Here is a 23,189-nt window from a genome sequence, read left to right as displayed (position 1 = left end):
CTCAGGGGCCAGGGGGCACCAGGGGGACTGGCGGAGCCCGGCGCATCCGGCGCCCCGAGGCCGGTGGCCCGGCCGTCCGGTCCCGGGACTCCGCCCTGTTCTTCGTGGCCCGGGCCGTCGCCCGCCCCGGCGACACCATGCTGCCCGTGGCCCGGGGGCCCTTCTGGATCATGACGGCGACGCAGGGCATGGCACGCTCGGGTCGGCCAGAAGGCTCCGTCATTTCCCGCCGACAAGACGCCCCCTCGTCGCCGGCCTGTTCTTCACCGGGCACGTGATGCCGTGTCAGATCTGCGCCGTCGGCTTCGTCAACGGCGGCGCGGGTGCGGTCTTCCAGCCGGGCGTGGCCAGTACGGTGCCCCGGCCGGCCGCCGGCATCCGGGGCGTGAACGGTGCGATCCGCATCGCCGAGTCCGCGGCCCAGCTCGCCGGTCCAGCCGTCGCGGGTCTCCTGGTCGGCCCTCGTCTCGTCCGGCGGCGTCGTCGCCGCGCACGCCGCCACCCAGGCCGTCAGCGCCCTGCGCCTGCTGCTCCGGGGGTGCCCCGGGGGGTGCCCGCACGGTAGACGGCCGTGGGATGCGCGCCTTCCGGGCCGATCTGGTCCAGGGCCGGCGGGAGTTCACAGCCCAGGAGTGGCTGTGGGGAGTGATCGCTGTCCGGCGCCTGCATACCGGCGATGGTGGCCGGGGCGGCCGTCGCCGGTGCCGGACGCCATCGGCGGGGCGGCCCAGCGGCACAGGGCACACCGTGTGTCACACCCCGGCAGCCACCCGCGCCGCCGACCCCACGAACGAACCGATCCGCTCCCGCAGGCTGTGCGCGTCCAGCCCGTGCGCGGCCACATGCTCCTCGACCGTCCCGTAACGGCGCAGCTCCCGCCGCCCCACGCCCAGGCCCAGCACCCGGTGCGGTACGTCGGACAGGGCCTCGGCCGCCGCGGCCGTCGAGGTGCCCGCGAGGTACGGCTCGACCAGCACGACGTCGGTGCCCGCCGCCTCGGTGGCCCGGCGCAGACCGGCCGTGTCGAACGGCCGCACGGTCGTCGCATACAGCACGGTCACGTCCAGCCCCTCCGTGGCGGCGAGGACCGTGTCGAGCAGCGGGCCGACGGCGACGACGACACCGGAGCGGCCCTCGCGGACCGTCACGAAGTGCCGTCCGTCGACCACCCGCGCCTGCTGGTTGGACTGCACGGAGAGCCGTACGTACACCCTGTCGTCGCCCGCACCGACCGCGCGGCGCAGCAGGGTCTCGGCCTCGTCCGGGTGTCCGGGCACATGGACGGTCCAGCCGTCCAGGGTGTCGAGGAGCGCCACGTCGCCCGGCGCCATGTGCGTGTAGCCACCCGCCGGCCAGTCGAACGAGGCCGCCGCGCTGACCAGCACCGCCCCGGCGTCCTGGTGTCCCAGATCCAGCTTGACCTGCTCGAAGGGCCGCTCCACGAGGAAGCTGGCGAAGGTGTGCACGACGGGCCGCAGCCCGGTGAGCGCCAGCCCGGCGGCCGTCCCGACCAGCAGCTGCTCCCGGATGCCGACGTTGATCACCCGTTCGGGATGCCGGGCCATGGCCTCGCGGAAGCCGTCCTTGCCGATCTCGGCGAGGACGACCGCGACGCGCGGATCCTCGTCCAGCATCCGGGAGAGAACGGGGGCGAAACGGTCACGCATGGTTTCCATGAAAGGTGCCCTTCAAGAATGTGGGGGAGAGTCAGGCGGTCTTCGGCTCGACCCGGGCCACGACCACATGCGGCCGCCCGGGATGCGGCGCGGTGAACGCGGTGTACAGGGCCTCGTGGTCGCGCCCGTCGACGGTGACCGCGGACCAGCCCGCGGCCTCGAACCGGGCGGCGATACCGCCGGGCCGCGCATGGCTGGCGGAGGCGTTGTCGACCACGACCGTGTGCAGCCGCTCCAGACCGGCGGGCCCAGCGAAGGCGATCGCCTCGTGGTTGCTGCCCTCGTCCAGTTCGGCGTCCCCGATCAGGACCCAGACCGCCGGGTCGTGCATCCCCTGCGCCCGCAGTCCCAGGGCGCTGCCCACGGCGATGGGCAGCCCGTGCCCGAGCGACCCGCTGGCGATCTCGGCCCCCGGCACGAGCACCCGGTCCGGGTGGTGCCCGAGCGGGGAGTCGTACGACCCGAAGCCGGGCAGCCAGTCGACCGGCACGAACCCCTTCGCGGCCAGCACCGCGTAGTACGCCATCGGCCCGTGCCCCTTGCTCAGCAGAAACCGGTCCCGGGCCGGATCGTCCCGCCGCTCCGGCGTCACCCGCAGCACCCGGTCGTAGAGCACCCAGAGCACGTCGAGCGTGGAGGTGGCCGCCGGTCCGTGTTTCTCGTCGCCGGTCATGAGGCCCATCAGCCCCGGCAGGTCGTCGTAGCCGTACGTACGGCCGAAGTCTGCTGTGATCGTCATGCAGTCGATCGTGCAACCTCAACCAAACTTGAGGTCAACAGCGAAAGGCGGGGCGCGACCACCGATCCGAGTGCGGTATGGTTTCTCTGCACGTTTCGACCGGGGAAATCCCAGGTCAAACGGCATCGGGACGTGGCGCAGCTTGGTAGCGCACTTGACTGGGGGTCAAGGGGTCGCAGGTTCAAATCCTGTCGTCCCGACCAGCTTTTGGCAGGTCGGAGGCCGCTCTCTCACTCGTGGGAGGGTGGCCTTCCGTGCGTTCGGGGCGGCGATGGTCGCCGTGTCCCGCCGCCGTGCGGTGCGGCGTCGCACGCGTCGGTCAGGGATCCGCCGACTCCCCGGTCGCCGTTCGGTCTCATCTGGTGTGACGGCCCGTCAAGCGGCCCCGATCGCGGTGAGCGGGTGTGATACGCCCGGAAATCTCGTATATTTGATCTATATGCGGAGAAGCCGCCATGCCTGCGAGATCCAGGATGCTTGCGAGATCCAGGCTCAGCCCATGGAGCGGTGGCGGGTCGCCGCAGCCGGTGGAGTCGGCGACGGCGATGTCCGTCCGGGCTGACGGTGAACCGCCAGGCTCTCCCGCTTTCAACCATCGCCTGACGGGGGCGTGTCATGCCTGACAACACCCGACTGGGACAGATCGACCACATCGTGGTCCTGATGGAGGAGAACCGTTCCTTCGACCACATGCTGGGGTTCCTCTACTCCGGCAGACAGACCCCGTCAGGCAAGCCCTTCGAAGGTCTGACGGGGCAGGAGAGCGTCCCCGGGGACAGCGGCAGGGTCACGGTCTTCCCGATCGACCGGACCACGCCGGATGCGTACTTCATGCCCGGCGCCGATCCCAGAGAGGGCTATGCGCCGACCAACAGCCAGCTGTTCGGGACGCCGACCCCTGCCGTACCGGCCCCTGCCGCGACCATGGACGGGTTCGTGGCCGGCTTCGCCGACGCGCTGCAATACGACAGCCAGAAGCACCGCCCGATATACCCCGGCACCAAGCCGGAGAACATCATGGGCTGCTTCACCCCGGAAGCCCTGCCGGTGCTGTCCGGTCTCGCACGGGGCTACGCGGTCTGCGATCACTGGTACAGCTCAGCGCCGACCGAGACCCTGCCCAACCGGGCCTTCGCCCTGGCCGGCACCAGCCTGGGCCGCATGGACGACAACGTGCGCGGCATCCCGATCCCCTTCGACACCCCCAGTATCTTCGGACTGCTCGAAAAGAACTCCGTGGACTGGGCGATCTACAGCGACGGCAAGCTGCTGACCAGACACGACTTCCCCGACACCCAGCAAGCCGACCAGCGTCACTTCGGCAGCTTCGCCGACTTCAAGCGTGCCGCAGGCACCGGCACGCTCCCGCGGGGTTTCACCTTCCTTGAGCCCGACTGGTCACCGACGACCGGCAACGACCAGCACCCCAACTACGATGTCGCCGTCGGCGAGCAGCTCATTCACGACGTCTACTACACACTGCGCAACGGGCCGAACTGGAACAGGACCCTGCTGGTCGTCACCTATGACGAGCACGGCGGATGCTACGACCACGTCGCCCCGCCCTCCGGAGCGGTCCCTCCCGACGACTCGCAAGGGGAATTCGGATTCGACTTCACCCGGTTCGGAGTGCGGGTGCCCGCCGTACTGGTCTCCCCCCTGATCGAGCCCGGCACCGTGTTCCGCGTCGACGGTACGACACCGCTGGACCACACCTCATTGCTCAAGACGATCGAGCAGCGGTGGAAGCTTCCCCCGCTGACCCGCCGCGACGAGGCGGCACCCGGGATCGGCGAGGTCCTCACCCTCGACCAGCCCCGCACCGATGACCCGCTCGACGGCGTTGTGGTGCCCACCTCCAGCGGCAACAACCCGGCCCGGGGCACGACGTCCCACCTCGACGCGGTCTGTGAAGCCCTGGCCGCCCAGCACCTTTCGTCAGCCTGACGCACGGACGAGCCGGCCCACCCTGCTGAGCCCGGCCCGGCCGGCGTATGTCAGACCGTGGGCTCGGTGTCCCGGCGCGACAGTGCCAGGAACGCCACGAACCCGACGATCGCCACCGTCCAGGACAGGGTCACCGGGCCCAGCCCCCACGCCAGGCCGCCGCGCTTGGCCGGCAGGGCCATCCAGTCGGCGAGGGAGGCGCCGAGCGGGCGTGTGATGACGTACGCCGTCCAGAAGGCGGTCACCGCGCCGAGCAGGCGCATGCGGTGGGCGAGAGCGGGGACGCAGATCGCCGCGGCGAACAGGGCGACGGAGCCCAGGTAGCCGAGGCCGATGGTCGCGGAGAGGTCGCCCGCGGCGGTGCCCAGGGCGAAGGTGGCGAGGACGGCCGCCCAGTAGAAGAACTCGCGGCGGCGGGTGCGGATGGAGTGGATGGACAGCGTGCGCTCGCTGCGGTACCAGAAAGCGAAGACGGCCGCGAGGGCGATGAGGAAGAGCGGGGTGGACAGGGTGTACGGGACGCCGATGACCACGTGGAGCGCGTCGGCGGCCATCGTGCCGAACACGCTGACCATGACGATCGCCGTCCAGTAGATCCAGGCCACGTACCGGCGGACGGAGAACTGGAGCACGAGCGAGGCGACGAAGGCGAGGCCGCCGAGGCCGACCGCGGGGATATTGCCCAGCGTGTGGGCCAGGAAGTCGGAGGCGGTCTCGCCCATGCCGGTCGTGAGGACCTTGATGATCCAGAAGTAGACGGTGACCTCCGGCACCTTGTTCGCGCTCTCGCGTATGCGCGCGCGTGCGTGACCGTGCGGCCGGTCCGTCAGGACATGCTCTGTGCTCATGATCCGCACCTTCGCACGGCCAACTGTCCGTTCCCCAGCCCCCTTTGCCATTGTTTTGGGGCTTCTGGTGCAGCTGTTGCCACGGGATGCGGCGAACCTGAACACAACCTGAACGCATCGGCAGCGGCCCTGGCTGGCGGCCGGACTGGCCTGATAGACAGGCCGGTCGGGCGGCCGCCGGTGTCAGTACGTCAGACCCACGTGCGCCAGCGCCTGCCTCAGCAGCACCCCGTGCCCGCCCGGCATCTCGCTCTGCACGGCCGCCGACGCGGCCTCCTGGGGGCTGAACCAGACCAGGTCCAGGGCGTCCTGGCGGGGGCGGCAGTCGCCGGTGACCGGGACGATGTAGGCGAGGGAGACCGCGTGCTGGCGTGGGTCGTGGTACGGGGTGATGCCCGCGGTCGGGAAGTACTCGGCGACGGTGAAGGGCTGGAGCGAGGTGGGGATGCGGGGGAGGGCGACCGGGCCGAGGTCCTTCTCCAGGTGACGCAGCAGGGCGTCGCGGACCCGCTCGTGGTGCAGGACGCGGCCGGAGACCAGGGTCCGGCTGACCGTCCCCTCCGGGCCGATGCGCAGCAGCAGTCCGATGCTGGTGACTTCACCGCTGTCGTCCACGCGCACGGGCACGGCCTCGACGTACAGGATCGGCATGCGGGCCCTGGCCATTTCCAGCTCGTCCGTGGTGAGCCAGCCGGGCGTGGTTTCGGTCATGTCTGACATTGCTTGATCATACTTTCCGGGTGGGGCGCTCGCTGGGGTCGCGCGCCGGTTCGGGTGCGGGCGGTCCGTAGAGTCCGTAGAGGCGGCGGGCGTTGTCGCGGCCCGTCCAGGCGGCGATGCGCAGGGCGTCGGGCAGGCTCAACTCGTCGGCCTCGACGCGGGATTGGAGGATACCGGCCAGTCCCTGGCGGAAGCACAGGGCGCCGAGGTGGTGGAATTCGGCCACACCGTAGGCGTCGGAGCTGTACAGCAGCTTCCGGAACGGGGTGATCTCCAGCGCCTCCTCCAGCACCGCCCGGCAGCGGGCCGGGCCGGTGTGGTGCAGGGCGAGACCGACGTCCAGGTACACGTGCTCGAACACCGCTGCCAGATAGGCGGCTTGGCGGTGGTACGGCCAGCAGTGCAGGAGCAGGACCGGGATCGTGCCGGAGGCCAGGCGCAGCCAGTCGGTCAGCAGGGCCGGGTCGGCGCGGTGCAGCCGCAGGTCGGCGTCGCCGAAGCCGGTGTGCAGCTGGAGGGGCAGGCCGAGGTCCACGGCGGTCCACAGCAGGTGCCGGGTCAGGACCGGGTCGGTCAGGCGGCCGCCGGCCGCCAGCCAGTTCCCGGCCGCCCGTGTGACCTCCTGCGCCGCCGGACGGGCCGGGTCCAGGGCGAAGCCCGTGCGGTAGGCGGCGACCGACTTCACCGCCACCACGCCCGGCCGGCGCACCGCCTCCTCGGCCGCCGTACGGAACACATCGGCATACGCGTCCGGCTCGACGCCCCGCGCCGCCACCGCCTCCGCCACCTGTTCCAGGCGTACGACCTCCCGCGCGGCGGCGCCGGAGGCGGCCGCCAGTTCGGCGGGGGAGGTCAGGGGGTGCGCGGTGTAGCCGGTGTCCACGAAGAACGCCTCGGCTCCGGCGGCGGTCAGGAAGCGGCGGTTGACCTCCTGCCAGCCCAGCTCCGCGCGGCGGGTCGTATAGGTGTCCGGCGGCGCGTGCCTCGGGAGGTCCAGCAGGGGGGCGCAGTGCCGGCGTACGGCCACCCCGGCGGGCGTGTCGAAGGGCGAGCTGCCGGGCCAGGCCTCGCCCTCCGTCAGGAGCGCGGCGAACTCCCGCGGCGCGAGGTCGGCCGTCACCGCGCCGTGGCAGTGGTGGTCCACCAACGGCAGTGCGGCGAGAGCCTCGTGGACCGGTCCCGGTGCGGTGGTCACGGTCAGTAAACCCAGCGGTAGGCCGCCGCCACCTGGGCGTCGTCCAGGCCCTCGACGGCCGCCGCCTCGCCCAGCCGTACGGCGGTCACCGCGTCCGCGAGGACCGGGCCCAGCGCGCCCCGCAGCACCTCGTCGGCACGGAACTCCCGGGCGGCCTCGGGCAGGGACCGCGGCAGGCGGCGTACGCCGAGCCTCTCCGCCTCGTCCGGCGTGTACCGGGCCGGGTCGCCGGTGATCTCCCCGGGCAGCTCCAGCGCCCCGGCCAGACCGTCGAGGCCCGCGGCGATGACGCAGCCGAGGGCGAGATAGGGGTTGGCGGCCAGGTCGACCGGCTTGACCTCCAGGTTGGCGTCCTGCGCCTGGCGGCCCGCCGTACCGGTGATCACCCGCAGCGCCGCCTCCCGGGTCTCCCGCCCCCACGCGGTGAACACCCCTGCCCACTGGGAGGGCCGGAGCCGCAGACGGCTGGCCGGGCTCGGGGCGGTGACCGCCGTCAGCGCGGGCAGGCGGGCCAGGATCCCGGCGGTGAAGGACTCCGCCTCGGGCGTCATGCCGTAGCGGCGCTGCCCGCCCGCGTGCAGGTTCACCCCGCCGCGCCAGCAGGACAGATGCAGATGGCCGCCGTTGCCGACGCCCTCGGCGGACACCGCGGGCGAGAACGAGACCCTGAGGCCGTGCCGCTGCGCGACCGCGCGGATCGTCTGCCGGACCAGCACGCTGCGGTCGGCCGCCGCCACCGGGTCCAGCGCGCCCACCGAGATCTCGAACTGCCCGGGGGCGTACTCCGGATGGAGCTGGTCGACAGGCACGTCCTGCGCGGCGAACGCGGCGAGCAGGTCGGCGGTGTAGTCGCTCAGGCCGACCTGCCGGATCGCGCCGTACGCCGGACCGGAGACCGCCGGGACGAACTCCCCGGCGGGCGCCGAGCCGAGCCCGACCGACCACTCGACCTCGATCGCCGCCTTGAAGGCCAGCCCGTGCCGCTCGGCCGCGCCGGCCACCGTCCGGCGCAGAAAGGTCCGGGCACAGCCGGGGTGCCGGGCGCCCTCCTGGGTGATCCGGTCCACCGGCGCCCACGCCCAGCCGGGCTGCCCGGCCAGCGTGACCAGCTGGTCGAGGTCCGGGTAGAGGCGCAGATCGCCGTCCGGGGAACCGAGGACGTCGGTGGTGACGATCGAGTCGTCGGCGAGGAAGGTGTCGAACACCGGGGACATGCCGACGCCCCAGGACACGGCCGCCGCCAGCCGCGCCGTCGGGACCGTCTTGACCCGGCAGACGCCCGCGGTGTCGACGTACGCGAGCACGATCCCACGCACGCCCTGTCCGGCCAGGCCGGTGGTGAGCGCGGCGACCCGGCGCAGATCCTCCGGGCGCCCGCCGGGTACGGGGTCGGCAAGAGTGGTCATACGTCCTCCTCGGCTGCGTCCGCCTCGGCGTGGTCCGTGTCGTGCTGCCGTCGACGGGCGTCAGGGTTTCACGGCCACCGCGCCGAACTGCGGCACCGGCGCCGCGTCCGCCGGGTCGGCGCGCCACTGGGAGCAGGGCACCAGGCCCGGTTCGACCGGCTCCAGGCCGTCGAGGAACGAGGCGATCTCCGCGCGGCTGCGGGCGGTGATCGGCGGGGTGGCGTTGGCGTTCCAGAACTCCATCGCCGCGACGTTGCCCGCGCCGCCCACGTCACTGTCGTACGTCGGATGGGTCAGGGCCAGGCAGCTCCCGGAGGGCAGGGCCGCCATGAGCCGGCGCACGATGTCCCGGGCCTCGCCGGTGTCCAGGACGAAGTTCAGGATGCCCAGCATCATCAGCGCGACCGGCCGGGTGAGGTCCAGGGTGTCGGCGGCGCGCTGCAGGATGGTGTCCGGGTCGTGCACATCGGCGTCGAGGTAGTCGGTGACGCCCTCGGGCGAGCTGGTGAGCAGCGAGCGGGCGTGCACCAGCACGACCGGGTCGTTGTCGACGTACACGATCCGGGACTCCGGTGCGATGCGCTGCGCGATCTCGTGGGTGTTGTCCACGGTCGGCAGGCCCGTGCCGATGTCCAGGAACTGGCGGATCCCGCGCTCGGCGGCCAGGTACCCGACCGCCCGCGCCAGGAACTGCCGGTCCGCTCGGGCCACGTCCCGGATCACCGGGAACATCCCGGCGACGTGCTCACCGACCCGCTGGTCGACCTCGTAGTTGTCCGTGCCGCCGATCCAGTAGTTCCACACCCGGGCGTTGTGGGCCACGGAGGTGTTCAGTCTCTCCGGTCCGGCCGTCGGGGAGCCCTCGGTCACGTCGCCGCCCTTCTCACACGCGGTTGCCCGCCGTCATTGTGCCGTCCGGTGATCGCGCTGTCCCGGGAACCGCCCGGTCCGGGCGGTCCGGGCGGTTCGGGGCGGCTTCGGGACGTACCGGAACACCGGGGACCGGCTCCGGGACGCCGCGTCGCATGAGGAACACTGGACGGCGTACCCCTCCCCCGACCGGAAGCAGGACATGCCCGCCACGCCCACGCCCCTCGTCGACACCCCGGACCTGCCGGCGGGCCCCGCCGACATCCGGCTGATCGTCACCGACATGGACGGCACCCTGCTGGACGACGCCAAGCGGCTTCCCGAGGGACTGTGGCCGCTGCTCGCCGAACTGCGTCGCCGCGGGGTGCTCTTCAGCCCCGCCAGCGGCCGCCAGTACGCCACGCTGGCCCGGCAGTTCGCCGAGGTCGCCGAGGGCATGGTGTTCATCGCGGAGAACGGCACCTACGTGGTCCGCGACGGTGTGGAGCTCAGCTCCGACACTCTCGACGCGTCCGTGGCTCCCCGGATCGCGCGGACGGTGCGGCGGCTGGTCGCGGACGGCGCGGACGTGGGCGCGGTGGTGTGCGGCAAGCGGGCGGCGTACGTCGAGCGGTCCGACGAGGCGTTCCTGGCGCAGGTGCGCACGTACTACGTCGAGCACCGGGTCGTGGCGGACCTCACCGCCGTCGACGACGATGTGATCAAGATCGCGCTGTTCGACTTCGGGCCCGCCGAGCACTCCACGGCCCCCGCGCTCGCCGAGTTCGCCGGCACCCACCAGGTCGTCGTCTCCGGCGAGCACTGGGTCGACGTCATGAACCGCACGGCCGACAAGGGCGCCGCCCTGCGCGGCCTCCAGCGGGCGCTCGGCATCACGCCAGCGCAGACCATGGTCTTCGGCGATTACCTCAACGACCTGGAGATGCTCGACGCGGCCGACTGGTCCTTCGCCATGGCCGGCGCCCACCCGGAGGTCGTCCGCCGGGCCCGCTATCTGGCCCCGTCCAACAACGACAACGGCGTTCTGCGCACCATCGCGCACGTGCTCGGCCTGTGACCCGGCCGCCGGGGAGGGCGTACCCGTGCGGCCGGGCCCGGACCGCGATCCCGACGCGGTGACGGGCCCCGGGCTTGTGCCGGCCGCCCCTCAGGGCTTGCGGCCGACCGCCCCGTACAGCGAGACGGGCGCCGGGCCGTCCGGTGCCTGTGCGGGGCGCCACGCGTCGACCGGTACGACGCCCGGCTCCAGCAGGTCGAGTCCTGCGAAGAAGGCGGCCACCTCGTCGCGGGAGCGGGCCACCAGGGTCACCCCGCCCGCCGCGTAGGCGGCGATGCCCTTCTCGACGTTCTCCGGCTCGAAGTCGGCCGTCATCATCGACAGCACCAGACGGCTGCCCGGCGCCAACGCGTCCACCAGGGTCGACACCAGTTCGTGGGCACCGTCCTCGTCGGCGACGAAGTGCAGCAGCGCGATCAGGGACAGGGCCACCGGCCGGCCGAAGTCCAGGACAGCGGCGGCCTGTTCGAGGATGGCGCGCGGATCGCGGGCGTCGGCCTGGACGTACTCCGTGACCCCCTCCGGGGTGCCGCGCAGCAGCGCGCCTGCGTGGGCCAGCACGATCGGGTCGTTGTCGACGTAGACCACCCGGGTGTCCGGGGCCACCGACTGGGCGATCTGGTGCAGATTGGGCTCGGTCGGTATGCCGGTGCCGATGTCCAGGAACTGGCGGACGCCGTCCTCGGCGAGTGCACGCGTGGCCCGCTGCATGAACGCGCGGTTGGCGCGGGCCGCCCGCACGGCGCCCTCGTCGATCGCCATGATCCGGCGGCCCAGTTCCTCGTCGACGGGATAGTTGTCCTTGCCGCCGAGGAACCAGTCGTAGACCCGGGCCGGATGCGGCCGGGTGGTGTCGATGCGCGATACGGCCGGCTCGGTCCCCGTCACGTGCTGCTCCTCCGCTCGGCTGGTCCCGGTGCCGTCGCACCGGGACGTGCGGGCAGCAGTGTGACACGATCACCGCGTGCGGCGCAGTGGCCCGCTCACCAAGCGCCCGGGGCCCCAACACGGCTGCCGGGTACGCCGGTTGGCGCTCTCAACGGGGCAGCGTACGGTCCAGGAAGCGGAGCACCTCGGCGAACGTCTCCTCCTTGTCCGTCTCGTGGAACACCTCGTGCCGCGCCCCGGGGAAGATCCGCTCGGTCAGCCGGCCGCCGCTCAGCCGCTCCACACCGATGCGGCTGCCGGACAGTGGCACCAGCCGGTCGTCGTCCCCGTGCAGCCACAGCAGCGGCAGCGCGCCGACGTCACCGCCCTCGGCGACGGCCGCCAGGGTGCGGGCGAACGCCTCCAGCGTCGGGCGCTTCATCGGCCCGTGCCACACCAGCGGATCGGCGGCATAGGCGGCGCCCACGGCCGGGTCCCGGGAGAGCGCGGCCGGGCTGACCGGGATGTCCGGGATCTCCGGCAGGGCCAGCAGGCGCCGCGGCAGTTCCCAGGCGCCGATCACCGGCCCGGACAGGATCAGCGCGCTCAGCTCGGCGCCGTACCGCTGGGCGTAACGGGCGGCGATCAGCCCGCCCATGGAGTGGCCGGCCAGGACCAGCGGCAGCCCGGGGTGGGCGGACCGGGCGAGGTCCGCCACGGCGTGCACATCGGTGACCACGTCCTCGAAGTCCTCGATCACCACCCGCTCCCCGGCCGACCTGCCGTGACCGACGTGATCGGGTGCGTAGACGGCCGCCCCGTGCCCGGTGAGCCGGGCCGCGAGCCCGTCGTACCGGCCCGCGTGCTCACCGTACCCGTGCACCACCAGCGCCAGGTACCGGGGCGCCGGGTGCGGCCACTCGCGTACGGCGACGGAGCCGTGGACGCCGTCGAGGGTGTGCTCGCGGACGTGGGGCATGTCTCCTCCGGAGGGTTCGGTGACGGCTCGGGGGATCTTCCCAGCGGGCCGGTCCGGGGTCTATAGTCTAAAACTAGCAGTGCTAATTAAGTGTCCAGGTGACTGGTCGACAGTGTCGTGGATCAGTCGTAGGTCAGGAGTCGAAGCCGTGCGTCCCGTCCACTTCGCGGCCGCCCGCCGCACCCCCATCGGCAAGCTGCGCGGAGCCCTGTCCGGCATCCGGCCCGACGATCTGGCCGCCGCGGTGATCCGCGACCTGGTGGCCGGTGTGCCCGCGCTCGACCCGGCCCGGATCGACGACGTCTACTGGGGCGCGGCCAACCAGGCCGGCGAGGACAACCGCAACGTCGCCCGCATGGCCGCCCTCCTGGCCGGCCTGCCCGAGTCCGTGCCCGGCGCCACCGTGAACCGGCTGTGCGCCTCCGGCCTGGAAGCAGTCACCGCCGCCGCCCGCACCGTCGCCGCCGGCGAGGCCGACATCGTGATCGCGGGCGGCTCCGAGTCCATGAGCCGCGCCCCCTTCGTGCTGCCCCGCCCCGACGAGGCCCTGCCGCAGCGCATCGAGACGTACGACACCCGCCTCGGCTGGCGGCTGGTCAACCCGGCGATGAAGGACCTGCACGGCCTGTTGTCCATGGGTGAGACCGCCGAGGAGGTCGCCGAGCGGTACGGCATCTCCCGTGAGCGCCAGGACGCGTTCGCGCTGCGCAGCCACCAACTCGCCGCCACCGCACGCAAGAACGGCCACTTCGAGGACGAACTCCTGCCCGTGCAGCGGCCGGACGGCATCGTGGTCGAGCAGGACGAGTGCGTCCGCGAGGACACCTCGCTGGAGAAGCTGTCCCGCCTCAAGCCGGTCTTCCGCCAGGGCGGCACGGTCACGGCGGGCAACGCCTCGCCGATGAACGACGGCGCGGCCGGGCTGCTGCTGGTCAGCGAGGAGGCCCTGAACGAGCTGGGCCTGGAGTCCCTCGGCCGCTATGTCGCGGGTGCCTCCGCCGGCGTCCACCCCGACGTCATGGGCATCGGCCCGGTCCCCGCCACCCGCAAGGCGCTCGCCCGCGCCGGCTGGGACATCGCCGACCTGCAAGAGGCCGAGTTCAACGAGGCGTTCGCCGCCCAGGCCCTCGCCTGCGTCGACCAGCTCGGCATCGACCCCGACCTGGTCAACCCGACCGGCGGCGCCATCGCCCTCGGTCACCCCCTCGGCTGCTCGGGCGCCCGCATCCTGACGACCCTGCTGCACCGGATGCGGCGCACGGGCGCGGAGCGCGGGCTGGCGACCATGTGTGTGGGAGTCGGGCAGGGGAGTGCGGTGCTGGTCGAGAGGCACTAGCGCCCTTCCAACGGGGGGATCTGGTCAGTCGAGCCGCAGCAAGGAAACGGAGCAGCACTCCATGGCAACCCTGTCCGTCGCCGCCATCCTCGCCGAGAACGCCAAGCGCCGACCCAGCAAGACCGCCCTCGTGGAAGGCGAACTGCGGCTCAGCTTCGGCGAGGTGTGGCGGCGCTCCCTCGCGCAGGCCGGCGCCCTCGCCGGCCTCGGTGTACGGCCCGGGGACCGGGTCGCCCTCATGGCTCCCAACACCACCGAGTTCCCGATCGCCTACTACGCGATCGCCGCGGCCGGCGCGGTCGTCGTCCCCGTCCATCTGCTGCTGTCGGCCGGCGAGGTCGAGCACGTGCTGCGGGACAGCGGGGCGGGCCTGCTGCTCGTCCATCCGAACCAGGCGGAGACCGGGCGGGCCGCCGCCGAGGCCACCGGTGTGCACGTGGCCGTCCTGGGCGAGGAGTTCGACAAGCTCGCGACGGACGCCGAGCCGCTGCCCTCGTACGTCACCCGCGCCGCCGACGACCCGGCGGTGATCTTCTACACGAGCGGCACCACCGGCGTCCCCAAGGGCGCGGTGCTCAGCCACTTCAACATCGTGATGAACGCGACGGTCAACGCCTTCGACGCCAACGACATCCGCGCCGACGACATCGCCCTGGGCGCGCTGCCCCTCTTCCACGCCTTCGGCCAGACCGTCTCGCTCAACTCCACCTGGCGGGCGGGCGCCACGCTCGTCCTGCTGCCCCGCTTCGACGCGGCCCGCGCCATCGAGCTGATGGTCGCGGAAGGCGTGAACACCTTCCACGGCGTGCCGACCATGTACGTCGCCCTCGCGGCGGCGGCTCCCCATGCCGCCGACCTCCCCGAGCTGCGGGTCTGCATCTCCGGCGGGGCCTCGCTGCCCGTCGCCGTGCTGGAGCGGTTCGAGGAGGCGTTCGGCGCGCGGATCTACGAGGGGTACGGGCTGTCCGAGACCTCGCCGACGGCCACCGTCAACCAGCCGCTGTTCGGCACCAGGGCCGGCACCATCGGCCACCCGCTGTGGGGCGTCGACGTGGAGATCGCGCGGGCCGAGTCGGAGGACCGCATCGAACTGCTGCCGGCCGGCGAGCTGGGCGAGGTCGTCATCCGCGGCCACAACGTCTTCTCCGGCTACCTCGGCCGGCCCGAGGCCACCGCCGAGGCCCTGGTCGACGGCTGGTTCCGCACCGGCGACCTCGGCACCAAGGACGACGAGGGCTTCCTGAGGATCGTCGACCGCAAGAAGGACGTCATCATCCGCGGCGGCTACAACGTGTACCCGAAGGAGGTCGAGGAGGTCCTGATGCGCCACCCCTCGATCGCCCAGGCCGCCGTCATCGGCCTGCCCGACGAGCTGCACGGCGAGGAGGTGTGCGCCGTCGTCGTACCGGCGCCGGACACCGCCGTCGACGCCGCCGCGCTCACCGAGTGGTCCAAGGAACACCTGGGCCGGCACAAGTACCCGCGGCGCGTGGAGTTCACGGATGCGCTGCCGCTGGGGCCGAGCATGAAGGTGCTCAAGCGGGAACTCCGGGCGAAGTACGCGGAAAAGGGAGCGTAGCGGGCGGCAGGGATCACCTGGCGAGACGGTCCTTACGCCGGAGAGTTGTCCGGACATAGCATCGGTCCCCGCATGAACACGATGACGCTCTGGCACATATCCGGCTGGGGGTTCGCGGCGCTCGCCTTCGCGGCCCTGCTCGTCGGCTTCTCCAAGACCGCGGTGAGCGGCGCCAACACGGTCAGTCTCGCGATCTTCGCGGCCGTCCTGCCCGCCCGCGCCTCCACCGGCGTGCTGCTGCCCGTCCTGATCGCCGGCGACGTGCTCGCCGTCCTCACCTACCGTCGGCACGCCCACTGGCCCACCCTGTGGCGGCTGTTCCCGGCCGTCGCGGCGGGGGTCGTGGTCGGCACACTGTTCCTGGTGTGGGCCGACGACGGGGTCGTACGGACCTCGATCGGCGCGATCCTGCTGCTGATGGCCGGTGTCACCCTGTGGCGGCGGCGCCGGGCGGACAGCGCGGACGGGGCGGACGAGCCGGACGCGGTGACGAGCCGGGCGGGCCGGATGAAGGCGCGCTCGTACGGCGTGCTCGGCGGGTTCACGACGATGGTCGCCAACGCGGGCGGCCCGGTGATGTCGATGTATCTGCTCTCGGCCGGTTTCCGGAAGCTGGGCTTTCTGGGCACGTCGGCGTTCTTCTTCCTGATCGTGAACGTGTCCAAGGTGCCGTTCAGCGCGGGCCTCGGCCTGATCGACGGCCGCTCGCTGCTCCTGGACGCCGCGCTCGCGGTGTTCGTCGTGCCCGGTGCGTTGTTCGGCAAGTGGGCTGTGAGCAGGATCAACCAGCGGCTCTTCGAACAACTCGTGATCGCGGCGACGGTCGTGGGCGGGGTGCAGCTGCTACTGCGCTAGCCCCAGCAGGCCCGGGAGGTCCGCGAAGGAGTCCAGGACGTGGTCCGGTGTGCCGCTCGCCCGCTCCAGGGTCCGCTGCTGGAACTTCCCCGTGCGGACCAGCACCCCGGTGATGCCGAGCCGCTGCGCCGCCAGGACGTCGTGCTCGACGTCGTCCCCGATCATCAATGCCTGCTCCGCGCCGGCCCCGAGACGCCCGAGGGCCGCTTCGAAGAACGCCCGCGACGGCTTCCCGGTGACCTCCGCCTCGACCCCCGCGGCCGCCTCCAGGCCCGCCAGGAACGCCCCCGCGTCCAGCTGGAGTCCCTCGTCGGTGCGCCAGTACAGGTTCCGGTGCAGGGCGACCAGCCGCGCGCCCCGCTGGAGCCAGCCGAAGGCCCGGTTGAGCGCCTCGTAACCGAACTCCGGTCCGGCGCCGCCGAGCAGCACGACGTCCGGGACCTCGTCGTCGCCGTCCCCGACGAGGGTGATCCCCGCCAGATCCTCGCCGATGTCCCCGCTGTTCAGCAGCGCGACGCGGGCTCCGGCCAGATGGGCGGCGGTGGCCGAGGGGGCCGTCAGGATGTCCTCGGCCCCCACCGGGAACCCCGCGTCCGCGAGCGCTGCGGCGATGGACGCCCGGGACCGGGAGGTGGTGTTGGTCACCAGAACCACGCCCAGTCCCGCGTCCCGGACGGCACGCAGCGCCTCCACCGCGCCCGGCAACGGCTTCCAGGAGACGGTGAGGACACCGTCGATGTCGATCAGGACGGCACGCACGGATTCCATGCCCCGACCGTAGCGACCCGGACGCCGGACGGGCCCCTACGACCTCGTACGCTCACCCCTATGCCCGCGCACGTCCTGATCCTCGGCGGCACCACCGAGGCCCGCCGCCTCGCCGCCGCCCTCGCCGCCCGCCCCGGCGTCCGGGTCACCACCTCCCTGGCCGGCCGGGTCGCCCGTCCGGGAGCGGTGGCCGGCGAGGTGCGGACCGGAGGCTTCGGCGGCGCGGACGGCCTCGCCGACTGGGTACGCGCCCACCAGGTGGACGCCCTCGTCGACGCCACCCACCCCTTCGCCGAGGCGATCACCGCCAACGCGGCCCGCGCGGTGGCGGCCACCGGGGTACCGGCGGTGGTGCTGCGACGCCCCGGCTGGCGGCCCGGCCCCGGCGACCGCTGGTACGACGTCCCGTCCCTGGCCGGCGCCGCCGAGGCACTGCCCGCTCTCGGCCGCCGGGTGTTCCTCAGCACCGGACGCCTGGGCCTTGCGGCCTTCGCCCACCTGACGGACCTGCACTTCGTCGTCCGCTCGGTCGACCCGCCCGAGCCGCCCATGCCGCCGGACACCGAACTGGTCCTGGCGCGCGGCCCGTTCACAGTGGCCGAGGAGACGGAGCTGCTGCGCACCCACCGCATCGACGTGCTGGTGACCAAGGACAGCGGCGGAGAGGCCACAGCCGCGAAACTGACCGCCGCGAGGGAACTCGGGCTGCCCGTCGTCGTCGTACGCCGGCCTCCGCTGCCGCCGGGGGTGGCGGCGGTGCCGGACGTGGCGGGCGTCCTGGAGAGGCTGGGCCTCAGCCCGGCGTGAGGACCGACGCCCGGATCCGGTCGACGGTGCGCAGCACCTCGTCCCGGTGCTTCGCGCTCTTGATCCAGGTGGGGAGGCGGGCGACGAGGGTCATCTTCTGTCCGGTGTCGTACCAGCCGGCGCGCTCGCGCAGGCCCGCGTCGACATAGCGCCGGATCAGATCCAGGTGCCCGAGGTCATAGGCCCACAGCCAGCCGTGCCGGGTCTCGCGCTGGAGCCACAGCCGGGCGCGGAGGTACGGGTCCTCGGCGGGACCTCTCGAACCGGCCCAGAGGCCGATGCCCCGGCCCGCCCATGCCCGCATGAGCCCGCACGACGGGCAGACCAGCCGCCGGGGCGCGAACAACGGCCGCTCCTCGGCGTGCGGTTGGCGCCGAACGCGGGCGAGGTGGTCGCAGCGCGGACAGCGCACCAGGATCGAGTCCAGGAAGTCGTACTCCGTGCTGCGCGGGTCGCGGAAGCGGACGGGGGAGGCGGCGGACATGGCCCGAGTATGACCGGCGCCCGGCGCCCGGCTCATCCGGTTTTCGTCACGCCGCGCTCGGCTCCCGCTCCGCGAGGGCCCGGTCGGGCAGGCCGTCGGACAGGTCCTCCACCAGCAGCCGCTTGGCGATCGTGTCGACCGCCGCACGCAGGTCTGCACCCGCCGGCCGGCCGAGATCCTGCTGCACCCGGTCCTCCAGCCAGGTGCCCCACGCCCTGCCGATCACATCGGCCTCGCGGTGGCCCACCTCGGTGTGGGAGAGGAGGAAGCCGTGCCGGGTGAGGTAACCCTCCTCCACCATGCGGTCGAAGACCGGCAGCAGCACCTCCGGCGGAAGGCGGCGCCGGCCCGCGATCAGGCCGAGGCTCGCGTGTCCCACCAGCCGGGTCAGCAGCTCCACCTGCATACACCTTGCGGCCGAACAGGTCACCGAACTTGCCGACCAGCACGGTCGCCACGGTCTCCGCGAGCAGATACGAGGTGACCACCCACGACATGTGCGCGGCACCGCCCAGGTCCGACACGATCGTCGGCAGTGCCGTGCCGACGATCGTCTGGTCCAGGGCCGCGAGCAGCATGCCCAGCACGATCGCCACGAAGACGACGTTGCGCCGGCGGGCGTCCAGCACGGGAGGCTGCGCGGCGGCGGGCGGTGCGGGTTCCTCGGTCAGGGTCACGAGGTCACGGTCACACGGGTGGCCCAGTGCCGCATGCCGGGCGATCCGCCCGAGTACCGCTACGCGTCTTAGGGGTTTCTGCGCAGCAGATACGTGTCCATGATCCAGCCCTTGCGCTCGCGCGCCTCGGCCCGCACCCGCTCGATCTCGGGGCCGGCCTCGGCGAGCGGGCCGGAGACGAGGAGTTCGTCCGGGGTACCGATGTAGGCGCCCCAGTAGATGTCGATGTCCTCGCCGGCGTACTGCCGGAAGGTCTGGTGGGCGTCCAGCATCACCACCACGTCGTCCACCCCCTGCGGAAAGCCCTCGGCGAGCCGCCGGCCGGTGGTGATCTGCACCGGGCGCGCCACCCGGTTCAGCCCCGTGCGATGCCGGGCCACCAGCGCGGAGACACTGCTGATGCCGGGTATGACGTCGAACTCGAAGGCGACCGCGCCCCGCTCCAGCACCTCCTGGAGGATCCCGAGCGTGCTGTCGTAGAGCGCGGGATCGCCCCACACCAGGAAGGCGCCGGTGCCGTCCTCGCCCAGTTCCCCGGCGATCAGCCGCTCGTAGATCCCGGCGCGGGCGCTGCGCCAGTCCTCCACGGCCGGTGAGTACGCCGCCCCGCCCGCCGCGCGGTCCCGCTCCGGGTCACGGGCCGCCACCACCCGGTACGACCCCTCGGGCAGATGCGCGTCGAGCATGTCCCGGCGGAGCCCCGTGAGATCGCTCTTCACCTCACCCTTGTCGAGCAGGAAGAACACGTCCGTGCTCCGCAGCGCCTTGACGGCCTGCAGGGTCAGCTGGTCGGGGTCGCCCGCGCCGATACCGATGACATGAATCTTTCGCACGCCCCGAGTCTGCCCCATGCCACTGACAACGCGTCCACCGCCTCCGTACGCACGGTCATCGCGGCCCGCCCGGTCAGCGGACCTCCTCCCACCCGAGCCGGGGCGCCTCGGCCACCGGATCCACCGGCCCGGCCCCCTGCTCGGCCCCCCGCTCCACCCGCTCCGCCAGCTCCCGCGCCCACCGGGTGAGCCCGGCGAGATCCAGCCCGTACGGCCGGTCCTCGCGGCGCTCCTGCTCCCACGCCGCGACCGCCCCCGCGCCCCGTCGCAGCAGGCGCGCCCCGCCGACGGCGTTGCCCCGGGCCGCGTGGGTCAGCCCGACCGCCAGCTGGGCCAGGCCCCGCCACAGCGCCCGCTCGGCGCGCGGCCCCGACTTCCAGGCGTCCTCGAACACCTCGTGCGCGTGGAACGGCTTGCCCGCAGCCAGCAGCGCCTGCGCCTCGGCCACCGTCCGGTCGGGCGTCCGTACGACCCCCTCCGCCTGGCGGGGGACGCCCTCGGCGCCATAGGGCAGCGGCCGGCCCAGCCCGTCCCGGGGCCGTGCGTTGCGCGCCCGTCCGTCGGTGTCGCGGTCCCTGGCGTCCGATGCGCCCGTGTTCGTCATACCGCCGATTGTCCTCCGCCCTTTCCGGGCCCTCTTCGGCGCACCCCCGGACGTGGGGTAAAGTTCTGTTCGCGCGATCACGCGGAACACCGCGAGTCAGCGCATCGGGACGTGGCGCAGCTTGGTAGCGCACTTGACTGGGGGTCAAGGGGTCGCAGGTTCAAATCCTGTCGTCCCGACGGGAGCAATGCTCCGTAGTCGCAGGTCAGGGGCCGTTTCAGACGAGATCTGAAACGGCCCCTCGATCTTTCTCGGGGACCGGATGGGGACCCAGCGCACGTGAACGAAGCCGCTGGCGTGTGGTCTGGACACGGGCTATGGCGTGATGGTGTAGAGGTGATGGTCGGAGCTCCCGGCGTACAGGACGCCGTTGGCGACGGCCGGCGGTGACCAGGTGCCGGAGTCGGTGAGGGCCCTGCGCTTTCGGCCGGTCGCTGCGTCGACCGCGAGGAGCCGGCTGGTGCTGCTGAGGTACACCGTGCCCGCCGCCGTCGCAGGTCGGCCGGGAAGGGTGCCTTGGACGGGGAGGCGCCGGCGGTACCGTCCGGTCCCTGCGTCGGCTGCGTGGAGGTTCCCGTCCGCGGCGCCGAAGCAGACGGTGCCGTCTGCCTTCTGGTGGGCCCGCCCGGTGCCTGGCCGGGGATGAACTGGGGCGGCCGGACGGGAGCGGGTGGCGGGCTCTGCGGAGGGGGCGGTGGGTTCCGGAGAGGTGGCGGCGGCCCTTGAGGAGGAGGCGGGAAGGGCGGCGTGCCGGTGTCGTCGGACATGGCGAGTTCCTCTTCTTCTGCTGCTGATCTGCCGGAGGGGTCAGCGGGTCAGTTCCGGATCGCCGAGGGCCACCTCGGTGTACCCCTGGGCGGCGAGGCCGGAGCAGGCTATTTCCAACTGTGAGGCCCCGTTGAGATCCACGTGGATCTTCTGCGGTTTGCCCACTGAGACGTTGATGGTGGGGCCCAGTTGGTCGGCGGCGCTGTCTTTGAAGAAGTTCACGGCCAGGCTGTTGCCGACGGCGTAGTCGGCGTCGTTGGGTGAGCCGACGGTGGCGGAGAGGGTGCTGTAGCCGGCCACGTCGTAGACGACGTGGGACTGGAATCCCGCCCCGCAGGTGAAGGTGACGCTGTTCGGATAGGTGTGCGTACCGATGTGAGCAGGGCCGGTGGTGAAGGGGCCGTCGGCGTTCGCGTCGGCACTGACGGGCGTCAGCGCTGACAGGTCCGTGCCGCTGTTCTGTTCCGTGCTGTTGTTCTGCGCCGGGGTGGGCGATGCGGAGGGCGGATCGGCTGGTGGCGTCGTGGTGCTGTGGATGGCGGAGGGAGGGGTGGCCGCAGTGGCAGCGCCTGCGGACGTCTTGTCGAGGTCGTGGGCGTAGGAGGTGATCAGGACACCGGCCGTGACCAGGAGGACGAGGGCCACCGAGCCGATGACTGCCCTGAGGCTGCTTCTGGTGTGCCGTTTCGGTGCCGAGGCGGCCGTCGGGGGGAGCATCGGTCGAGGCGGGAGTCGGGTGGACGCCGTGGTGGTGGATACGGCCGCGTGGCGCAGGGCCCGGACCCAGGGGGTGAGTGCTTCGGGGCGGGAAGCGGGATCGGCGGAGAAGAGGGACAGCAGGCGGTCGGTGCCGTCGGTATCGGCGGCGAGCGTGGCCAGGCAGGGCAGGCCGGCGAACGCCTCGCGCAGTTGCTGCGGTGTGGTGGCCGGGGACTCGCCGCTGAGCAGGAAATAGGCCAGGGCGCCGAAGGCGTAGCGGTCGGTGGCGGGGGAGCGCTTGCCCTCGAAGACCTCCGGCGCTGCGAAGCCGGGCGTGAACCGGACCTCGGCGGTGAGGTGGTCGGCGGTGAGTTTGCTCAGGCCGAAGTCGACGAGGGTGGCCTGCCCGTTGGTGTCGATCATGACGTTGCCGGGGGACAGGTCACCGTGGACGACAACGCGGCCGGAGGGCGTGGCGGAGCCGGAGTGCAGCCAGTCGAGGACTTCGGCGAGCTGCTCGATGCAGCGGATGGCCTCCCGGCGTTCGGCGGAGCCGGCCAGGGTGCGTTCGGCGCGCCAGTCCCGCAGGTCGAGGCCCTCGACGTGGTTCATCACGAGGTAGAGCGCACGCCCGGAGACGGCCTGGGAGGTTCCGCGGGGGTGGGTGGGTGGTCCCTCGAAGTGCTCGCGTACGCCCACCACGCCGGGCCGGTGCACGAAGCGGAGCAGTTCGGCCTGGTCACGCCACTTGGTGCTGATCCGCTGGAAGTCGGCGGGGGTCAGCGTCGCGCGCGAGTCGAGAATCTTGACCACGACAGGCTCTGTCGCGCCGGCGAGTTCGAGTTCGGCGAGGTACAGGGTGGCCTCGCCGCCGCGCCCGATCGACTTCAGCAGGCGGTAGCGGTCAGGCTCCTGATCGGGGCCGATGTAGAGCCTGGCGTTCATGGCGCGTCGATCCTCCTTCTTGATCACCCGATGGACGGCAGGGGGTCCGCCGATCCGTCGGCTGGTGTGCGCCTGAAGGCGCCGGACGGGTGCTTGCCGCCGCCCGGTGCCGGGCGGGCCTGCCGCAGGTGCGGGGTGGTTCGTCGCCGGGTCGGGTGCGTGGGCGAGTGGCCGTCAGCCGTCCGCTTCCTGTGCGGCGCTGGTCCGTTGGATGCTCCGCAGGGCGTCCGACGCCGTGTCGAGGAGGTCGGCGGTGGCGGTCCTGACACTGTTGACGAGGCCGGGCCAGGCGGCCCGGAACACTCCGGCGTCGGTGCCGTTCCAGACGGTCGGCTCGACCAGCGGTGCCGCGGTGGAAACCATCTCCGCGACAAGCGCGTTCACATGCTGCGCTCGTGCGACGAGTTCGGTCGCAGCGGGCTGTGCGATCGGATCTACGACTGGCCGGGTGTCCATGGAGCCTCCCGCGTCAGTGGTGGCGGATCCCCACCGTAAACGGGCGCGGGAGTGCTCCAACATCCCGCGGACTG

General features: G+C 72.4%; 23 protein-coding genes, 2 tRNA genes and 1 pseudogene. 8 read left to right on the top strand and 18 right to left on the bottom strand.

Annotation, left to right across the window (positions count from 1 at the left end):
- Positions 1-752: 752 nt before the first annotated feature.
- Positions 753-1,676, bottom strand: a complete 924-nt coding sequence (locus tag LE548_RS03735; protein ID WP_225095153.1) for a transketolase family protein — start codon at positions 1,674-1,676, stop codon at positions 753-755.
- 31 nt (positions 1,677-1,707) lie between these two features.
- Positions 1,708-2,415, bottom strand: coding sequence for a transketolase (locus LE548_RS03730; RefSeq protein WP_225095152.1), 708 nt, complete (start codon positions 2,413-2,415; stop codon positions 1,708-1,710).
- 126 nt (positions 2,416-2,541) lie between these two features.
- On the opposite strand from LE548_RS03730, the gene LE548_RS03725 reads away from it, so the two are divergent.
- Both LE548_RS03725 and LE548_RS03720 read left to right on the top strand, forming a co-directional pair.
- A tRNA-Pro gene (locus LE548_RS03725) sits at positions 2,542-2,618 on the top strand.
- 412 nt (positions 2,619-3,030) lie between these two features.
- Entirely contained in the window at positions 3,031-4,362 is a 1,332-nt protein-coding gene (locus LE548_RS03720) for an alkaline phosphatase family protein (RefSeq protein WP_225095151.1), read from the top strand.
- Between the two features lie 50 nt (positions 4,363-4,412).
- Here the strand turns inward: LE548_RS03720 and LE548_RS03715 are convergent, their stop codons facing one another.
- The 5 genes from LE548_RS03715 to LE548_RS03695 form a co-directional block, all read right to left on the bottom strand.
- Positions 4,413-5,210 (bottom strand): hypothetical protein, encoded by a 798-nt coding sequence (locus LE548_RS03715; protein WP_225095150.1) that lies wholly within the window; start codon positions 5,208-5,210, stop codon positions 4,413-4,415.
- Positions 5,211-5,393: 183 nt separating this feature from the next.
- Positions 5,394-5,921, bottom strand: a complete 528-nt coding sequence (locus LE548_RS03710) for an NUDIX hydrolase family protein (protein ID WP_225095424.1) — start codon at positions 5,919-5,921, stop codon at positions 5,394-5,396.
- Positions 5,922-5,937: 16 nt separating this feature from the next.
- Complete coding sequence (locus tag LE548_RS03705) at positions 5,938-7,125, bottom strand: amidohydrolase family protein (RefSeq protein WP_225095149.1); 1,188 nt, start codon at positions 7,123-7,125, stop codon at positions 5,938-5,940.
- A 2-nt stretch (positions 7,126-7,127) separates the two neighbouring features.
- Complete coding sequence (locus tag LE548_RS03700) at positions 7,128-8,531, bottom strand: glutamine synthetase family protein (protein ID WP_225095148.1); 1,404 nt, start codon at positions 8,529-8,531, stop codon at positions 7,128-7,130.
- Positions 8,532-8,591: 60 nt separating this feature from the next.
- The gene (locus LE548_RS03695; protein ID WP_225095147.1) at positions 8,592-9,401 is read right to left on the bottom strand and encodes an SAM-dependent methyltransferase; all 810 of its coding nucleotides are present in this window, start codon (positions 9,399-9,401) and stop codon (positions 8,592-8,594) included.
- Positions 9,402-9,603: 202 nt separating this feature from the next.
- On the opposite strand from LE548_RS03695, the gene LE548_RS03690 reads away from it, so the two are divergent.
- Positions 9,604-10,458 (top strand): Cof-type HAD-IIB family hydrolase, encoded by an 855-nt coding sequence (locus LE548_RS03690; RefSeq protein WP_225095146.1) that lies wholly within the window; start codon positions 9,604-9,606, stop codon positions 10,456-10,458.
- A 90-nt stretch (positions 10,459-10,548) separates the two neighbouring features.
- Here LE548_RS03690 and LE548_RS03685 read toward each other — a convergent pair whose 3' ends face one another.
- The gene (locus LE548_RS03685; protein ID WP_225095145.1) at positions 10,549-11,346 is read right to left on the bottom strand and encodes an SAM-dependent methyltransferase; all 798 of its coding nucleotides are present in this window, start codon (positions 11,344-11,346) and stop codon (positions 10,549-10,551) included.
- A 148-nt stretch (positions 11,347-11,494) separates the two neighbouring features.
- Positions 11,495-12,304 (bottom strand): alpha/beta hydrolase, encoded by an 810-nt coding sequence (locus LE548_RS03680; protein ID WP_225095144.1) that lies wholly within the window; start codon positions 12,302-12,304, stop codon positions 11,495-11,497.
- Between the two features lie 148 nt (positions 12,305-12,452).
- Between LE548_RS03680 and LE548_RS03675 the strand changes: the two genes are divergently transcribed.
- From LE548_RS03675 to LE548_RS03665, 3 genes are all read left to right on the top strand, one after another.
- Positions 12,453-13,640, top strand: a complete 1,188-nt coding sequence (locus LE548_RS03675; protein WP_225095143.1) for a thiolase family protein — start codon at positions 12,453-12,455, stop codon at positions 13,638-13,640.
- 61 nt (positions 13,641-13,701) lie between these two features.
- Positions 13,702-15,219, top strand: a complete 1,518-nt coding sequence (locus LE548_RS03670) for a long-chain fatty acid--CoA ligase (RefSeq protein WP_225095142.1) — start codon at positions 13,702-13,704, stop codon at positions 15,217-15,219.
- Between the two features lie 72 nt (positions 15,220-15,291).
- Positions 15,292-16,074, top strand: coding sequence for a sulfite exporter TauE/SafE family protein (locus LE548_RS03665; protein WP_225095141.1), 783 nt, complete (start codon positions 15,292-15,294; stop codon positions 16,072-16,074).
- Here the strand turns inward: LE548_RS03665 and LE548_RS03660 are convergent.
- Positions 16,063-16,842: an HAD-IIA family hydrolase gene (locus tag LE548_RS03660; RefSeq protein WP_225095140.1), complete on the bottom strand. Its 780-nt coding sequence runs from the start codon at positions 16,840-16,842 to the stop codon at positions 16,063-16,065. The two genes, LE548_RS03665 and LE548_RS03660, sit on opposite strands and share 12 nt — an antisense overlap.
- A 60-nt stretch (positions 16,843-16,902) precedes the next feature.
- Here LE548_RS03660 and LE548_RS03655 point away from each other — a divergent pair, with 60 nt between their 5' ends.
- Positions 16,903-17,649 (top strand): cobalt-precorrin-6A reductase, encoded by a 747-nt coding sequence (locus LE548_RS03655; RefSeq protein ID WP_225095139.1) that lies wholly within the window; start codon positions 16,903-16,905, stop codon positions 17,647-17,649.
- On the opposite strand, the gene LE548_RS03650 is transcribed toward LE548_RS03655, so the two are convergent.
- The 5 genes and pseudogenes from LE548_RS03650 to LE548_RS03635 all read right to left on the bottom strand — a co-directional run bounded on the left by LE548_RS03650 (position 17,636) and on the right by LE548_RS03635 (position 20,247).
- Entirely contained in the window at positions 17,636-18,133 is a 498-nt protein-coding gene (locus LE548_RS03650) for a hypothetical protein (protein WP_225095138.1), read from the bottom strand. The two genes, LE548_RS03655 and LE548_RS03650, sit on opposite strands and share 14 nt — an antisense overlap.
- Before the next feature lie 46 nt (positions 18,134-18,179).
- The gene (locus tag LE548_RS03645; RefSeq protein ID WP_374116025.1) at positions 18,180-18,533 is read right to left on the bottom strand and encodes a hypothetical protein; all 354 of its coding nucleotides are present in this window, start codon (positions 18,531-18,533) and stop codon (positions 18,180-18,182) included.
- A gap of 7 nt (positions 18,534-18,540) precedes the next feature.
- Positions 18,541-18,810: pseudogene (locus LE548_RS46400) on the bottom strand (MFS transporter); the annotation flags it as partial.
- Between the two features lie 68 nt (positions 18,811-18,878).
- Positions 18,879-19,643 (bottom strand): precorrin-6A synthase (deacetylating), encoded by a 765-nt coding sequence (cobF, locus tag LE548_RS03640; RefSeq protein ID WP_225095137.1) that lies wholly within the window; start codon positions 19,641-19,643, stop codon positions 18,879-18,881.
- A gap of 73 nt (positions 19,644-19,716) precedes the next feature.
- Positions 19,717-20,247, bottom strand: coding sequence for a DUF309 domain-containing protein (locus LE548_RS03635; RefSeq protein ID WP_225095136.1), 531 nt, complete (start codon positions 20,245-20,247; stop codon positions 19,717-19,719).
- Between the two features lie 105 nt (positions 20,248-20,352).
- Here LE548_RS03635 and LE548_RS03630 point away from each other — a divergent pair.
- A tRNA-Pro gene (locus LE548_RS03630) sits at positions 20,353-20,426 on the top strand.
- Between the two features lie 136 nt (positions 20,427-20,562).
- Here LE548_RS03630 and LE548_RS45920 read toward each other — a convergent pair.
- The 3 genes from LE548_RS45920 to LE548_RS03615 all read right to left on the bottom strand — a co-directional run bounded on the left by LE548_RS45920 (position 20,563) and on the right by LE548_RS03615 (position 23,115).
- Positions 20,563-21,042 carry a PQQ-binding-like beta-propeller repeat protein gene (locus LE548_RS45920; protein ID WP_308029881.1) on the bottom strand — a complete coding sequence of 160 codons (480 nt, stop codon included), beginning with the start codon at positions 21,040-21,042 and terminating at the stop codon, positions 20,563-20,565.
- A gap of 12 nt (positions 21,043-21,054) precedes the next feature.
- Positions 21,055-22,659 carry a serine/threonine-protein kinase gene (locus LE548_RS03620; protein ID WP_225095135.1) on the bottom strand — a complete coding sequence of 535 codons (1,605 nt, stop codon included), beginning with the start codon at positions 22,657-22,659 and terminating at the stop codon, positions 21,055-21,057.
- 174 nt (positions 22,660-22,833) lie between these two features.
- Positions 22,834-23,115, bottom strand: coding sequence for a hypothetical protein (locus LE548_RS03615; protein ID WP_225095134.1), 282 nt, complete (start codon positions 23,113-23,115; stop codon positions 22,834-22,836).
- Between the last annotated feature and the right edge of the window lie 74 nt (positions 23,116-23,189).

Origin of the sequence: Streptomyces sp. CoH27, assembly GCF_020181035.1 — a bacterium.
Taxonomy (GTDB): Bacteria; Actinomycetota; Actinomycetes; order Streptomycetales; family Streptomycetaceae; genus Streptomyces; species Streptomyces camelliae.
The sequence above is the reverse complement of the archived record's forward strand: the minus strand, read 5'-3'. Positions and strand labels throughout refer to the sequence as shown.